This window comes from Obesumbacterium proteus (assembly GCF_001586165.1).
GTDB classification, from domain to species: domain Bacteria; phylum Pseudomonadota; class Gammaproteobacteria; order Enterobacterales; family Enterobacteriaceae; genus Hafnia; species Hafnia protea.
The window spans coordinates 1,988,473-2,004,180 of record NZ_CP014608.1 but is presented as its reverse complement, the minus strand read 5'-3'; the positions used below and the strand labels follow the sequence as shown (position 1 = coordinate 2,004,180).

Here is a 15,708-nt window from a genome sequence, read left to right as displayed (position 1 = left end):
CTCTCACTCCATGCCAAATATATGCTTTAGGTCATCGCTCACGTTGAACATCACCGCATTGCGCATCACCGTAGAACGCATTAACAGACCATGATTGATAAACTCGCCTTTGATTTTTCCATTTTCGTCACGATCTGATTGACTTTGAAAAGTAAAAATATCCTGCAGAATTACACGATCGCCTTCAATCCCCATAACCTCACTAATGTTCATTACTTTTCGGCTGCCATCATTTAATCTCGATACTTGAATAACGATGTTAATAGCAGAGACAATATTGCGACGGATTGACTCTATGGGAATATTCATTCCAGCCATCATGACCATATTCTCCAAACGCGAAATGGCATCTCGAGGGTTATTGGCATGCAGTGTTGACATAGAACCATCATGGCCCGTATTCATTGCCTGAAGCATTTCAAATGATTCTTCGCCACGGCACTCCCCGACAATAATGCGGTCGGGTCGCATTCGCAGTGAGTTAATCAATAACGCTCGCATCGTAATTTGGCCGGTGTTTTCGACCCCCGCCAAGCGCATCTCCATCCTTAAAACATGGGGCTGCATCATGCGTAACTCTGCCGCATCTTCCATAGTAATAATACGTTCGCTAGGGTCGATATACTTTGACAGCGCATTAAGCAGCGTGGTTTTCCCCGAGCCTGTCCCGCCAGAAATAATAATATTGACTCGACACCGAGCAGCGATAATCAGGAAATTGGCCATCTGCCCACTCATGGCGTTCATTCGGATAAGATCTGATAATTCAATATTGCTTTTACCAAATTTACGGATCGAAATAGAGGTTCCGTCTAATGCAATGGGCGGAATCGCCACGTTTAAACGACTGCCGTCATGTAACCTCGCATCGACCAATGGCCGCCCTTCATCGAGACGACGACCGACACGTTGTACCAACCGTTTGGCAATGTCCGTTAATTGGTTATTGTTAATAAAGCGGCATTTTGTGAGCTCTAGCTTGCCCGCTCGCTCGATATAAATATTCTCAGGGCCATTAACCAAAATATCACTGACGGTTTCGTCTTCCAGCAGTGGTCTTAATGGACCGTAGCCAAGAATTTCATCCGCCATCATTTCAGCAAAACTATTTTGGTTTTGGGAATTTAAATAGATGTTTTGCTGTTCAACCACACGTTCCAGCACACGATTCATTTCGGCGAGCAGCTGTAGGCGGTCGCCAACTAATGCTTCAATGGTATTAATCTCGATATTTTGTAATACGCCATCGCGCAGGGCTTCTTGAACTTCAATGCTGATATCCATTTATGCCACCTGACTTTTTTTCAAGAGCCCATTTTTCACCAAGCGGTTGATCAGCGATCCCTTATGGATCGGCGCGCCGCCAAGGATTAAACGGGTGAGCTGGTCAATAGGTGCAATTTTGCGACTGAGTCCAACAAAACGTGTGACGCCCTCTTTTTGTTTGTTATAGGGAAAGACCACATCAAGCGGTCGCCCTAATAGCGATTGTAAGTCTTCAATACTCAGCATATTCATGCTAAATGGCCGACTGTCATTCAGGCATATAAATAACCGACGTGGTGCAAGCTGAGATCGATTGAGCGACTCAACCACTTCAATCATGCCGCGCGCAACGCGCACGGATGCCATTGAACGATCCATCACTAAAACCAAACACGATGAGCTTTCAACCAGCTGACGCAGCGTTTCTTTATTAGCGGTATTAATGGCTTCTTCAAACAGCACGAAGTTATATTTTTGGAAGCTATCTAACGAGAGATCGGGATAGAGCTGACTACCGCTACTCATGAGATCTAAATTTTTTGCCCAGCCACAATTTCCTGCACCATTTTTTTGCCCGTAAGCAAATCAAGGTCACGTGAACCGTTGGCTCCCTGAACAAAGAGCGAAGGCATTGCTTTGGCCTGCACAATATTACTGATGGTCTGGTAAGCAATAGAGCTATTACCCACCCCGCCTTTACAGCCCAATATGCTAATGCTTACCGCCCAACGCATTGATTTTAGGTTGGTGCTCGAAATAGCCGACTGAACAAAAAGCTCACGCTGAGAATTTAAATTGAAATATTGGATCCCGTCGCGCAAGAAGGCCTGCGCCAGCATAATTGAATCGCTGTCGCCCACCACGCAGCACCATACGCCACGCGGTACCATGGCTAAAATCGCCGGTACAATGTTATCGATATATTCTTGGCGGCCAATATCAATAACAATGCCATAGTCTTTTTCAGAGATAGCAAGGTTAGGGTTTGAATCTAAATCTTGCAGTACGCTAGTGACCTGATTAAAACCGGCTAATCGCAATAATTGACTTAGCTCTTCATTAATGACCTTTCGCGAGGATAAAACATAAAATGCTTTCTCATTCTGCGCTGACTTAACATCGTCCTTTTGTGGGAATAACAGCATATTTGCGCTTCCTCAGAAATAATATTTATATGGGCTAACTAATGAGGAGGCGAGATTATTGTTAATTGCACATCCCGTATCATCATAAAGATCGAATTTATAATTCTGTGTCGAATACCGACACTCAGGTAAACGTAGAATAATTTTTTGAATATGAACCTGAATACCCGACGCCTCTTTAGTGCGATAACCGCCGCCCTGATAGGATAAAGAGATCCTCTCCGGCGTGATGCCTTTGGCAATCAGGTCTTGCCTCACCTGTTTGGCCGTGGCTGAAAATTCATCATCAAACCATTCCAGGCGGATATAGCCATTAAATCCCCCGCTGGCTTGGTTAATCACTTTGCCAACCGCAATTTCTTTAGAAATTTGGTCGTTTGAAGCCAGCTCAATAATCTGCTCGGTTATTTGTGGTGAGCCATGCTTTTCTAATTGGCTAGCCCAACCAGCAGGCGATGCCATCATCATGAATAAAAGCGCACCATGGAATAGATGGGAGATCCTCATTTAATAAACCCTCCTTGCTCGACAAAACCTTCAGCCAGTTTTCTATCGCGTAGATTGCTAATGCCTTCAAAATTCATAAAACGAGCAAGCGTTGAGGTGCGTTGAAAATCAGGCAAAACGATATCGCGCATGGTGACGGGTTTAACCAGATTAACGGTGGCCACCACCACCAGTTCGCCGCGTGTGCGCTCGGTTTTGGCATTTCTAAATAGCGCCCCGAGAATCGGTACATCACCAATAAACGGTAAGCGAGACAGATCTTCGCGCTCGTTATTGCTGATAAGGCCGCCGAGCAGGAAACTTTCTCCGTCGGCCAGCTCAACGGTGGTTTTTGCGCGACGCGTTTGAAATGCGGGGAACGAGTCACCGGCGTTAGTGCTGTAGGTGCTATCGACGTTGCTGACCTCTTCACCCAGCGTCACGCGGATGCGTTGGCTACTGCTGACTTTAGCGCCCACGTTGAGCTTGATACCAAAATCCTTATATTGGACGTTAGAACCATTGGCAGAGCTGGTGACTACCGGCACTTCGCCGCCGACCAGAAACTCAGCGGATTCGCCCGACAATACGGAAAGATTCGGCTCAGCCAGCACGCGCGCTATCGAGTCATTGCTGATGGCATGCACCAGCGAGCTCAGCGTGTCGGCGTTGAATTTCACAAAGCGGAATGTGCCTGGTGTGATATTGCCGCTGGTGCCACTGATGGTTCCCCAGTCGATGCCCACGTTATCGCTGAATGTCTTAGTCACCTCGACGACCGAGAGCTTTACGTTGACCTGATTGGTGGTCGGCAGTTTTAGCTTGTTGATCACTTCCTGATAAACCACCTCATCGAGCCAAGCATTGCTGCCCTCGCTTCCACCACCGCTTCCACCGCTCGTGCTCGGTACATCTTTTTTATTCGCTGTGCGTTTAGCGCCCACGCCTTCACCCACGATTTGATAAACACGGTCGCGGTCTTCTTCTGTGGGCACGGTTCCATTCAAAATGTAGGTTTTACCCACTTTTTGAATCGAAATTTGACTATCCGGCACCAGCTGGCCGACCTTTTTTTGTACTGCACTCAAAATAGGATCAACCACGAGCGTCGTTTTAATGAGCTGGTCGCCATTTTTATCAAAAGCAATAAGATCGGTTTGGCCGTCGCTTTTGGCATACACCATGACACCGCGGTCACCAATAATTTCATAGTCAGCAACTTTAGGTGCTGAGATAAAAATAGTGTCAATACTTCCATCAACCTGAATAACCTGAGATTCGCCAGCCTCCATGTATACCTCTTGGGCATGCACGCCATAGGAGAGAAATAATCCCGTCATACCCAGCAACCATGAAACTTTCGAATTCACATATCCTGCTTTTTTGTATTTATTTTTTTTCGTTACTAGACAAAAACTCACTCTCCACCTCTCAACTCTTTAACGGAATTAAATTGGGGTAACACTTCATCCATTCTAATTTTTTGGTTGCTCTCATCCTCATATTCATCAAACGGGAATAATAAGATCTCACCAGCCTTCTCAACGACCTTAAGTTCGGATAACTGTTGGCTGTCAAGCCTCAAGACTACCGTTCCTACAGAGTCATCCCCGTTGTAATTCTTCGAGGTTGCTTTGGGCATTTTTTTAATATCAACAATAGAGATCGGCCCCATCACACGGCTAATGGCATAACGCTTCATATTTTTATCTGGGCTATTGCTGCCCTCAGTGACCAGTCCGATATTATTTTTTTTGCTTTTATCCACTTCAACTAATCGAATGTAGAGAGAAACCTCATCACCAATAGAAAGAGAGGAAAGAAGATACTCATCTTCCGACTTAATTTTATAGCTGTAAGGTGTCTCATTGCTTCTCAGTGAGTGGGCTGAGAACGTGGGACTCTTCGGTGACTCCACCATTTCAGGTAAAATAATGCTGCCTTTTGATATATTGTGTCTAATTAAGTATCCCTGAAGATCTCCGTTATCTAATGAGGAAATATCACGGCGATCTTTGCTTTCTTTGGAGATCTCAATCGATGTTATTTTGTAATCATCACGACCTAAGATGTCATAAGGTTTTAATTCTCTTATTGCCTCAGCAACCATGATGGTATGGCTTGCTTGAGGTGCGGATTTGACCTCAGAGACTTCTGGCGTTTTCTTTTGCACAAAAATGCCGGTAATACCAACTGCAATAACAATTATTGAAAGAAAAAAAAGCATGCGATGGTTCATTGAGATGTCCTAAGCAGGATTAATGATAAAAAGATGGCACGGGATAGATAAGAATAAATGCCAAAGAAATAGCGACACCGTATGGCACGCCGTGACTACGCAGATTGTTGCGGAAAAAAGCAAAACCAATAATAGCGATAACGCCACCGAGAAATGCGGTTAAAAATAAGAAGTCATAAAACACGCTTCCCTGAAAAGCAAGCGCTAATACGGCAACCAGTTTTGCATCACCACCGCCCCATAAGCGGGCGATGAAAAGGATAAAACCTCCGACTAAAGCGATGAGGCCGAGCATAAGATTAGGCAGGTGAGTTTGCAGTAGGATCAATGGCAACAGAAATATGGCGAGTAACAAAAGACTCGTGTGTGTAATCTTTCTAAATAAAATGTCCTGCCACATAATGAAGATCAATATTATGCCGACGACAATAAAATTAGCTTTGATTAACCACACCATGTGTGCATTCCCACTTTAGTTATTATGATAATCGACAAAAATGCAGCAAGAATATCGTCCATGATTTTCTTGCTGCTAAACAGAGAGTCTTACAAAAAATACGTTCTAACTTATTGTTATCACGTTAAGATTTTGTCTTTCCTTAAGGCGTAGTTTTGCTGATAGTAACGCTTTCAATTGCCTCTTTAATTTTCTCGAACGTGTCCTTCAACGCGCCCAAGAAACCGGAGTCTTGATCGCCCAGAATAAATGCCAACAGAGTCGCCATGGCAACACCAATTAATGCATATTCAATCGCAGTGACACCACGCTGATCTTTACCAAACTCATGAAAACGAATATGAGCAGCCACATAACATTTAGTCAAAAAAGTATTCATTGATATTCCTTGTAAATTTAAATCCGCCATTTCGGTGGCGTGTTAATAACCATCTTGTTCTTGCCGATGCCCCATAGGTAACGACGGAGCTATTAAAATATAATGGGCCTTAAGAGTCCTTATTGAGGTCATATTTGTTTTTATAATTTATGATTGATAAACAACAATGAGAGTTATTTAGCAAAAAATAGGATAACCACAACGACAAGGGTCGAAATCCAGCACACTGCAAGCAGTGATAATACTGAGATAAAAACATTCCAGCGACGCGAGTGATACCATTCTTTGCCGCTATTTGATGACTCCTTACGGTGTGTATATCCTATGTTCTCTAAGGGAGATGTTAGCGCGTCCCCCATTCCAATCGATGTAGCTAAAGATAGTGCTGGCGTTTTTTCCTCTGAGTTACTAACGGATAGGAACTCTTTTTCACGCAGCACGCTCCCCATATACTTAACCCCTTTTCTGGGGATCGTTTTTATAAATGCGCTTGAAAGACCGATCTGTTCAAATGACTTTCTCAACATATAGATTTGGCCATAGTAGCTACTGTCACTAACCGAACCTCGCTGCTCATGCCATACCTGGTTGATAATATTTTGTTTATCAGTTTCGCCTTCCAATAGAAGAAGCAAAAACCGATAGCTATTTTCTGGCAGGTTAATCACTGTGCCAAAGTCATTTATCAGACAACGCTTTTCAGGCTCAAACCGAATGCCATCCCCAAGGATGAATATCGTGTCATCCTTACTTACATCATTCATTAGCCGTAAGCTCCAGTGTGACTTAGATCTTCACTATTATTAGCCTTCGCTGTAAAAAACAGAATCTCATTATCCTCATCTTTCTTATCGAATAGCCTATTTAAGCTCGAATTATACAAGAGAGAAATATTCGAATAAACCCTATAGACCTCATTTAATCTCATTCATAAAAATTAAGAATAATATAGCGGAATTATATCAATATATCTTTTTTAAAAGGATGTAAGATCGCGACAATTCGAAATAAAGATTAATCATTATCACTATTTCAAAATAACCATAGATAACCTCGTGTTGATAAAAAATATAACCGTTATAAATCACAATATTCTTTAGGAATTTAAATAGCACTATAGTTTTTAGAACGCTTAATTCTTTACCACAAGGTATAATCTATACTCTTGGCGAAAATTATTAATAAGAAAATACTGAACCTCACGAGATTTATAATTATTTACTGAGAGTTATTGAAGATATCTGCAAGGTTGGGCACGGTTTTTCCATGTTTCTACGCCATTTTTGCGTGTATAGAACGCACTCTTACTTCCCCAATGCCAAGGTCTTAAATATAAAAAAACCACGCCTAAGCGTGGTTTAAACATCAGAACATGAGTCTTGCTATTTAGCTAAATGATTAGCGATAGCATTAAACATCAGCGAGGCCTCAAGCGGCTGTGCGCTGAAGGAGGGTTCCGCCTGTGGCCATGTGGACCATTGCACGATAACCAGTTTCTCTTTTTGATTCACAACGATCATCTGACCAAAAATGCCTAGCGCCCACAGGGTATCTTTGCTTTCTAACCCCTGCTTTGGCCCTACGTTAACGGCATTGGCGGGAACACTATTATTCCACCATTCATAGCCGTAGCTACCATCAGGGTGCGCTGCGGTCACCGATTTCTCTGCTCGGTTCCATGTGCGTGCATCCATCACCCAATGGTCGGGCAACATTTTGGTTCCATCAGGCAGCACGCCGTCATTCATAATAAACAGGCCAAACTTGCCCCAATCTTCAAGCGTGGCGTTAAATCCATGGGCGCCAACATCGTGCTTGCCCAACTGATAGCTGTGCCATACACCATCGTGGATCATTCCGTCGGGCTGCCAAATCTTTTCTTGCAGGTTCTGCGCCAAGGATTTTCCGGTCGCTTTTTCTAGCGTATCACCCAGCAACCACGCCCCGCCTGATGAGTAAGACCATGCCTGTCCCGGCTTAGCGTAGGCTTTTCGCTGTGGGTCTTTCACCAATTTATTAACACACTGATAAGTGTCGCTGTTAGCCTCACACTGGGTGAGTTGCGCAAAATCTGATTTAGGGTTGGTGTAATCTTCGCCCCAGGTGACGCCTGAAGTGTGCTGTAATAGCTGGCGTATCGTGACATGTTCCCACGCCGTGCCGCGTACATCTGGGTTATATTTGACTACTTCGTCGTCTAGCGAGGTGATTTTCCCCTCTTTTAGCGCCACTCCCACCAGCGTTGATACGACGGATTTCCCCACCGAGCGCGATGTCCACAGCGTAGTTGGCGTATTCCCCTGGCCATAATAATCCCACACAATTTTGCCATCTTTAATCACTATCATGCCCGTAACGCTGTTGCGCTTGAGGTAATCTTTCAACCCAATGTTCACGCCATGATATTGGTAAGTTACACCAGATAAGTCCTGTGCCGCCCGCGGGATGGGCTTCGCTTCTCCGGCTTTGAAAACATCACCTTCATAGGAGCGATAGTCGTTACGAAATCCGACTACCCGCTGCTGTTGATTCCACGTCAGCATGTCTTTGACATCGGGTAGCTGCGTGTCTGTCGGCGCTGGGCAAACTGCGAGTTTCAAGCTGGCACAATCGTTCGTCGCTGGCGCTGCATTCACCTGCAGCGCAGCTCCCAAACATAATGCCAGCAGGCAGATACCGGTTTTAATATTAGTCATGGTGTTCCCTTAGTTTCGATCATGGTCTGGTTTGTAAGGCCACTTTACGACGAGTTCAGGGATGTACCGAGGCGGATAGTGAGGGGAAATCCCACACAAAAGTGGGTTTAAATTCGTTGAGATTTGGAAAGGATTGAAAAGGAATCGAGTGAGAGTTTTTGCAGATAAACGCCCCCGGCTAACGCCGAGGGCATCTCAATTTACAACGCCATATCGTGCTGTGGAGAATCTTGGCGTTTTTCTTCCGCCTGTATCGCCATATGGCCTTGATCGTTCATTTGAATCACCGGTGGTTTGGTTAATTGCAACGCTGCCGCGGTGTCATCCCATGTTTTCTGCGTTAACGCCGCGTTACCATTTAGCTTCTGACCGTAGCTAGGTACGATATCGCGGATTTTGCTCTGCCACTCTGGGGAATTGAACTGTTCTGGGAACATCTGCTTAATCACATTCAACGTGATTGGTGCGGCAGTCGAAGCTCCAGGTGAAGCGCCCAACAACGCTGAGATTGTTCTTTGCTTATCAACAACCACTTCAGTACCCAGCTTCAGTACGCCACCTTTCTCAGGATCTTTTTTGATGATCTGTACGCGCTGACCCGCTTGGATGAGTTTCCAATCGGCTTTTTGCGCCAGTGGGTAGTACTCTTTCAGCGAAGCAAAGCGATCATCATCGCTCAGCATAACCTGACTAATGAGGTATTTAACCAGATCAAAATTATCCAAGCCGACATCCGTCATTGGAATAAAGTTGCTGGTTGTGGTGGTGCTCAGCAGGTCAAAGATGGAGCCATTTTTCAGGAATTTAGTCGAGAACGTCGCAAATGGCCCAAACAGTACCACGCGTTTACCATCAATAAAGCGAGCATCTAAATGCGGTACTGACATCGGCGGTGCGCCGACTGATGCCTGACCATACACTTTTTCTAAATGCTGCTTGGTAATCTCAGGATTTTCCGTCATCAGGAAAGAGCCACCGACAGGGAAACCGGCATAGTTTTCCGCTTCAGAAATCCCTGTTTTTTGCAGCAATTTCAACGCGCCACCGCCCGCACCGATAAACACATATTTGGCGTCAATCGCGTGCTCGCTGCCGTTGTTGATATCTTTGATCGTGACATGCCATGAGTTGTCATCGTTACGCTTAAATTCAGTCACTTCTGCCGAGGTTTGCAAAGAGAAGTTGCTGTTTTTCTTCAGGCTGCCGATCAGCTGGCGGGTAATTTCACCGTAGTTAACATCGGTCCCTACAGGCGTCCACGTCGCGGCTACTTTTTGGTTGGCATCGCGACCGTTCATCACCAGCGGAGCCCACTGTTGGATCTGAGCGTGATCGGTTGAGAATTTCATGCCTTGGAATAACGTGGTTTGCTGCAAGGCAGCGTAACGTTTTTGCAGATAGTTAACGTTTTTATCGCCCCAAACAAAACTCATATGCGGCGTGGAATTAATAAAAGCGTGAGGATCATTTAAAACACCGCGCTTAACCTGAGCAGACCAGAATTGGCGGGAGATCATGAACTGTTCGTTTATATCCAGCGCCTTGCTGACATCGATGGTGCCATCTGGTCGCTCCGGCGTGTAGTTCAGTTCCATATTAGCAGAATGGCCCGTTCCGGCATTATTCCAGCCGTTGGAAGACTCGAGCGCAACGCCGTCGAGTTTCTCTACCATCACCTGTTTCCATTCAGGTTGCAGTTCTTGTAGCCAAGTGCCAAGTGAAGCACTCATGATGCCGCCGCCGATCAGCAGAAAATCGGTCTTTTGCGTCGCATCATCTTTCGCCCAGGTAGCCGTGCTGACGAACAGCGCGACCGCGGTTAGAGAAACAATAGTCTTTTTTAGTGCAGGCATAATAATAATTTTACATTTCTAAGATATATTCAGTGAATACATGCTACCCAATTTTACCTTAATTTAAAATTGCATTCACAATTCTATTAATCCTTAGGGTTTATACACGTTTCTAAACTCACGAAATAAAGGCTCATTGATAAATGTAGCAATCTTAATGAGGGTATAAATCAACCACCGTTGTGTACGTAAAGCCCTCCTTCATTGAGGGCTGTTGTTCTGGATATATATCTTTGAGATAGTAAACAGAATAGATTTCCTATTTCACGGCATTGATGAGGCATATAACGAATAAAGTCGCCTAACAACAGGTGGTTACCTTTGTTCATCCTGCATTAATAGCAGCGCCTTCAATTAATGAATTAAACTCATAAAGCCTAGCGGATTTAGGCATCTAATCGAATAAATCTATTTGCGTTATGCTTTCTCTATCGTAACAAACGGAGGACTGCATCATGCAAACGGTCACACTTAACAACGGTATCGAAATGCCTTTACTCGGCTTTGGCGTCTTTCAAATGACTGATGCCACCGAATGCGAACGTGCGGTGATTGACGCTATCGAAACGGGATATCGCCTCATTGATACTGCGGCCTCTTATCAAAACGAAACTCAGGTGGGTAATGCCCTGCGGCAAAGCGGGATTGCTCGCGATGAGCTTTTCGTGACCACCAAACTTTGGCTGCAAGATACCAATTATGAAGGCGCAAAAGCGCAGTTCGAGCGTTCACTCAATCGTCTACAGCTTGATTACGTTGATCTGTATTTAATTCATCAGCCATATGGCGACGTGCACGGCGCGTGGCGGGCGATGGAGGAGTTGCAGCAGGCGGGGAAAATTCGCGCCATCGGCGTGAGTAACTTCCATCCCGATAGACTTGCCGATCTGATGGCGTTTAACCGTATTGTGCCAGCGGTGAATCAGGTGGAGGTGAATCCCTTTAATCAGCAGCTTCATGCCGTGCCGTGGATGAACAGCCGCCATATTAAGCCTGAGGCTTGGGCACCTTTTGCAGAAGGCAAAAATGGTTTGTTTCAGCATCCGGTACTAACGGCTATCGCCAACCAGTATGGCAAAACCGTCGGACAGGTGGTGCTGCGTTGGCTATATCAGCGAGGCATCGTGTCGTTGGCGAAATCCGTTCGCAAAGCGCGGATGGAAGAAAATATCAACATTCTGGATTTTGCACTTTCTGATGCTGACATGACGCAAATCGCCGCGTTGGACACCGCGACCAGCGCCTTTTTCTCCCACCGCGATCCGGCGATGGTGGAATGGCTCACCCAGCGCAAACTTGACGTCTAATCCCGTTCCTTTGAATAACTACCTCAATAAAATAATTACCTCAATAACAAGGCTATTAAAATGCAAAAACGTATTCTTGGTCAGTCTGGGCTAGAAGTATCAGCCATGGGTCTGGGCTGTATGGGGCTGAGCTTTGGCTATGGCCCTGCCACCGACACGAAACAAGCGATAGAACTGATCCGTGCCGCCGTTGAACAAGGTGTGACCTTTTTTGACACCGCTGAAGTCTACGGCCCTTATTTAAATGAATCACTGCTTGGCGAAGCGCTTGAGCCCTTCCGCGATCGCGTGGTTATTGCCACTAAATTTGGTTTTACCTTCGGCAACGATAATAAGCAGCAGATTTTAAACAGCCGTCCTGAGCATATTCGTGCCGCCGTTGAAGGCTCACTGAGCCGGTTGAAAACCGACGTGATCGATCTGCTGTACCAGCATCGCGTGGATCCTGAGGTGCCTATCGAGGACGTCGCTGGAACCGTGAAAGATTTGATTGCTGAAGGCAAAGTTAAACACTTTGGATTATCTGAAGCCGGTATTCAAACCATTCGCCGCGCACATGCCGTTCAGCCCGTTACGGCACTGCAAAGCGAATACTCCATGTGGTGGCGTGAACCCGAGCAAGAAATCATGCCGGTGTTAGAAGAATTAGGTATTGGTTTTGTTCCCTTTAGCCCTCTGGGCAAAGGTTTCTTAACTGGCGCAATCAACGCACAAACGACGTTTGGGGCTGACGATTTTAGAAGCAAAGTGCCGCGCTTTGCCGCCGAAGCCATAGAAGCCAACGAAAAACTCGTGTCTCTGCTTGCTGCATTAGCCGCAGAGAAAAATGTCACTCCGGCACAAATCGCACTAGCGTGGCTGTTAGCGCAGAAACCATGGATTGTGCCAATTCCAGGCACCACCAAACTACATCGTTTAACTGAAAACCTTGGCGCAGCCGAACTGGTTCTGAACGCAGACGATTTGCGTAAAATCGCCAACGCGCTAGAAACGGTGAAAATCGTGGGCGATCGCTACCCTGCTGCATTGATGGCGCGCGTAGGACGATAAGGGATTAATGGCAGGCGGCCATTGAGCTGCCTGCCTTCATTCACTATTTCGATCTTTCACGCTGTTTGATTGTGTAAGGCAAAAATTGCGGTCTGAACATTTAAAGTTTGCCACCTCATGTGTCGCTCTTAGTTCAGTACCCATTTGATAATAAGTCCTAACATGAAAAAACTATCTGCTCTCGCCTTAGGCTCCGTATTATCACTGACGGGATGTGCCGCCATCGTTGGTGATGAATCTCAAACTGTTTTTGTAGACAGCTCACCGTCTCAGGCGCTATTTGTTATTTCTGATAATAACGGCCGAGTTGCCGCCACCGGAACCACGCCCACGACGGTGACGCTGCCAAAATCAGATGGCACTTATTTGGGGTGGCTGAGCTATCAGATCACTTTTTCCAAGGCTGATTTTCAGCCCGTTATCATGCCACTCAAAACGCGTCCTAATGCTTGGTACATCTTTGGTAACTTGAGCACATTAGGCGCGGGCTGGCTGATCGATCCTTTTTGGGGGGGGCATGTATACCCTGCATCCCGACTCGGTGCATATCAATATGCTGCCGTGTCCGACTGGCAGATTTGGTTCATTCTGTTCTTAATCTTGCTCAAATAACCTAATGATTATCCCTTCCCCTACGGGAAGGGATATTTGTAATCGTCACTCTCTTTCGAACTTCGTTTAATCTATAGCCGAGTCGCCTTTAATTGAGTCCCAAGGTGTACTGCGCAATTTTGAAATAAATAATCAAACCGGTTCCATCAATAAACGTGGCAATAAACGGCGCAGACACTACCGCAGGGTCAATTCCCACACGCTTTAATACCATTGGGATCACGGAGGAAACCACGGCGCTCCACATCGTAATACAAACCAATGTTAAACTGACAATCAGCGTAATTTCGGGGCCGATCCCCATCATCCACGCACGAACACACCCCGCGAGTCCTAACGTCGCCGCAATCATCAGTGACGTCGTCATCTCTTTGCGGATAATTTTACCCAAATCGCGTAACCGCACCTCGCCTAGCGCCATCGAACGCACCAAGGTTGATGTTATCTGTGTGCCACTGTTCCCGCCCGTGCCAATCAGCAACGGAATAAAGAAAGCCAAGGCAATAGCAGATTCCAGCGCCTCTTCAAAATGCTGGATCACGCTGCTGGTGTAAGCTTCGGCAACAAACAGCAGTAACAGCCAGACCGAACGTTTCTTCCACAGCGTTATTGGGCTGGTTTCGAGATACGGTTTTTCCAATGGCAAACTGGCACCCTGACGCTGCGCATCTTCAGTCACTTCATCCTCTAATAAATGCGCAATTTCTCTCTCGGTAAGACATCCCACTAATTGTCCGCCCGCAACGACGGGAACAATATCGACATCCTCTTTGGAAATACGGGAAATAACCTTAGTTCTTTCATCCGCAGGGCTAACATGGAAAAAATGATGATCCATCAAGCTCTGAATAATCTGAGTATCATTCGTTTCCTGTAGCAATTTTTTAACGGCTAATACTCCGCATAATTGCTCACCGGATACGACAAAAACCTGCGTAGGTATATCATTACTTTTGAGTTGAGAAAGGAAAACCTTGCGAGCTTCTTGCACGCTAAGGATATGAGGCAGCGTGATGAAGTCTGTACTCATATATTGAGCAATGGCGTCATCTTCAAACTCATCATTATGGTTGTGGATAGCATTTTTTACATGGTAAGACATAGTTTGATTCCCTATAGAATTAAAACCTCATAGGGGCGAACAAGACTAAGATAGGAAAATAGATCCCTACGTCTTGGGTTTAGCACTATACAACGTATTCAGTAATGCATTGATATTACTGAAAGTTACCTTGGCAACACCTTGATTCGATGGATGCCTGTATTTCCCTGTGTGGTCTCTCTCGATGCCATCAGGGCGATAACTTGTGTTTGTATAGGAGCCTCGCCATAACGAGATCGTCATAAAACACGGAAATCCTACACTGCAAAAATAAACCCGTTTTCATAATCCTTTTTTGGTTTATTGAATATTTAGAAAAATGCTTTTAAGTTAAACGAAATCTAATTAACTTAAACAACGCCGCGGTCGAACTTACGTCTTATTAGTTATTAATGAATCATTTTTTGTGCAGCTATTGCGCTCTATAAGCGTCAGCTTCACATTATTTATTGATGTCTTTATCTGTATTTTTATCTGCCGGTAAAATAATCTTTTCAATGTCATGAAATATAGATTCCCACTCGGTTTGATCTATATCCATTAAACCAAAATAGCGCAGCATAAATGCGCCCTCGGCCGCTAAAAACGCGATGCGCGCCTGCTTGCCTTGCTCGGAATCAAGGTCTAAATTCTCGATACGCTCGCGGTACCAGCCACGCGTATTTTCCAGATGCTCTTTGGTTTGCAACAAATTGACCAGTAACCCAGCGGCTTTGGCGCTGGAGGCCTGATCGTATTTATGCGTGGCAACCACATGTGCCGCAACGCGATTGACCGGCGAGTCATCCTGCGTGGCCACCAGATCAAATACCCGATCGTAGGCATTTCCCCAGCGTTCAAACATGGCATCAATCAGCGCGTCTTTGTTGCCAAAACAGTACTGTACGCCGCCTTTTGAGATCCCCATCGCACGCGCCACAGAGTCGATAGTCAGTGCCGCAGCGCCGTGGTTCGCAATAATCTCTTCCGCTGCATCCAGCACTTTTTCTCTATCGATACTGCGTTGACGTCCCATTTAAGCACCCTCGTTTTAAATACATACGTATGGATTGAAACTATACATTGTCATTCATAAACTCTGTTAGCTGAATGATTGTCGCCATCTCCGGCGTCACA

General features: G+C 45.5%; 16 protein-coding genes and 1 riboswitch. Of the genes, 3 read left to right on the top strand and 13 right to left on the bottom strand.

Annotated features, from left to right (window positions below):
* Positions 1–3: 3 nt before the first annotated feature.
* The 11 genes from DSM2777_RS09340 to mqo all read right to left on the bottom strand — a co-directional run bounded on the left by DSM2777_RS09340 (position 4) and on the right by mqo (position 10,521).
* Complete coding sequence (locus DSM2777_RS09340; protein WP_061553798.1) at positions 4–1,284, bottom strand: TadA family conjugal transfer-associated ATPase; 1,281 nt, start codon at positions 1,282–1,284, stop codon at positions 4–6.
* Positions 1,285–1,791, bottom strand: a complete 507-nt coding sequence (locus tag DSM2777_RS24950) for a hypothetical protein (RefSeq protein WP_237087833.1) — start codon at positions 1,789–1,791, stop codon at positions 1,285–1,287.
* A gap of 5 nt (positions 1,792–1,796) precedes the next feature.
* Positions 1,797–2,411, bottom strand: a complete 615-nt coding sequence (locus DSM2777_RS24945) for a hypothetical protein (protein WP_237087832.1) — start codon at positions 2,409–2,411, stop codon at positions 1,797–1,799.
* A 12-nt stretch (positions 2,412–2,423) separates the two neighbouring features.
* Entirely contained in the window at positions 2,424–2,879 is a 456-nt protein-coding gene (locus tag DSM2777_RS09330) for a CpaD family pilus assembly protein (protein WP_237087831.1), read from the bottom strand.
* 35 nt (positions 2,880–2,914) lie between these two features.
* Positions 2,915–4,267 carry a type II and III secretion system protein family protein gene (locus tag DSM2777_RS09325; RefSeq protein ID WP_418009274.1) on the bottom strand — a complete coding sequence of 451 codons (1,353 nt, stop codon included), beginning with the start codon at positions 4,265–4,267 and terminating at the stop codon, positions 2,915–2,917.
* Positions 4,268–4,314: 47 nt separating this feature from the next.
* On the bottom strand, positions 4,315–5,136 hold the full coding sequence (locus DSM2777_RS09320; protein WP_082790871.1) for an SAF domain-containing protein: 822 nt from the start codon (positions 5,134–5,136) through the stop codon (positions 4,315–4,317).
* Between the two features lie 19 nt (positions 5,137–5,155).
* Positions 5,156–5,593 carry an A24 family peptidase gene (locus DSM2777_RS09315; protein ID WP_061553794.1) on the bottom strand — a complete coding sequence of 146 codons (438 nt, stop codon included), beginning with the start codon at positions 5,591–5,593 and terminating at the stop codon, positions 5,156–5,158.
* Between the two features lie 142 nt (positions 5,594–5,735).
* A complete protein-coding gene (locus DSM2777_RS09310; RefSeq protein ID WP_046457792.1) occupies positions 5,736–5,972 on the bottom strand; it encodes a Flp family type IVb pilin in 237 nt (78 codons plus the stop codon).
* 173 nt (positions 5,973–6,145) lie between these two features.
* A complete protein-coding gene (locus tag DSM2777_RS09305) occupies positions 6,146–6,736 on the bottom strand; it encodes a winged helix-turn-helix domain-containing protein (RefSeq protein WP_046457793.1) in 591 nt (196 codons plus the stop codon).
* Between the two features lie 618 nt (positions 6,737–7,354).
* Positions 7,355–8,668, bottom strand: a complete 1,314-nt coding sequence (locus tag DSM2777_RS09300) for a serine hydrolase domain-containing protein (RefSeq protein ID WP_082790870.1) — start codon at positions 8,666–8,668, stop codon at positions 7,355–7,357.
* Positions 8,669–8,868: 200 nt separating this feature from the next.
* Positions 8,869–10,521, bottom strand: a complete 1,653-nt coding sequence (gene mqo / locus DSM2777_RS09295; RefSeq protein WP_061553793.1) for a malate dehydrogenase (quinone) — start codon at positions 10,519–10,521, stop codon at positions 8,869–8,871.
* 455 nt (positions 10,522–10,976) lie between these two features.
* On the opposite strand from mqo, the gene DSM2777_RS09290 reads away from it, so the two are divergent.
* From DSM2777_RS09290 to DSM2777_RS09280, 3 genes are all read left to right on the top strand, one after another.
* Positions 10,977–11,828, top strand: coding sequence for an aldo/keto reductase (locus DSM2777_RS09290; RefSeq protein ID WP_061553792.1), 852 nt, complete (start codon positions 10,977–10,979; stop codon positions 11,826–11,828).
* Between the two features lie 60 nt (positions 11,829–11,888).
* On the top strand, positions 11,889–12,878 hold the full coding sequence (locus DSM2777_RS09285; protein WP_061553791.1) for an aldo/keto reductase: 990 nt from the start codon (positions 11,889–11,891) through the stop codon (positions 12,876–12,878).
* Positions 12,879–13,040: 162 nt separating this feature from the next.
* Positions 13,041–13,490: a hypothetical protein gene (locus DSM2777_RS09280; RefSeq protein WP_237087830.1), complete on the top strand. Its 450-nt coding sequence runs from the start codon at positions 13,041–13,043 to the stop codon at positions 13,488–13,490.
* Between the two features lie 88 nt (positions 13,491–13,578).
* Here the strand turns inward: DSM2777_RS09280 and DSM2777_RS09275 are convergent, their stop codons facing one another.
* The gene (locus DSM2777_RS09275; RefSeq protein ID WP_061553790.1) at positions 13,579–14,592 is read right to left on the bottom strand and encodes a magnesium transporter; all 1,014 of its coding nucleotides are present in this window, start codon (positions 14,590–14,592) and stop codon (positions 13,579–13,581) included.
* Between the two features lie 57 nt (positions 14,593–14,649).
* Positions 14,650–14,834: riboswitch (M-box (ykoK) riboswitch) on the bottom strand.
* Positions 14,835–15,034: 200 nt separating this feature from the next.
* On the bottom strand, positions 15,035–15,607 hold the full coding sequence (locus tag DSM2777_RS09270) for a TetR/AcrR family transcriptional regulator (protein WP_061553789.1): 573 nt from the start codon (positions 15,605–15,607) through the stop codon (positions 15,035–15,037).
* Positions 15,608–15,708 lie beyond the last annotated feature (101 nt).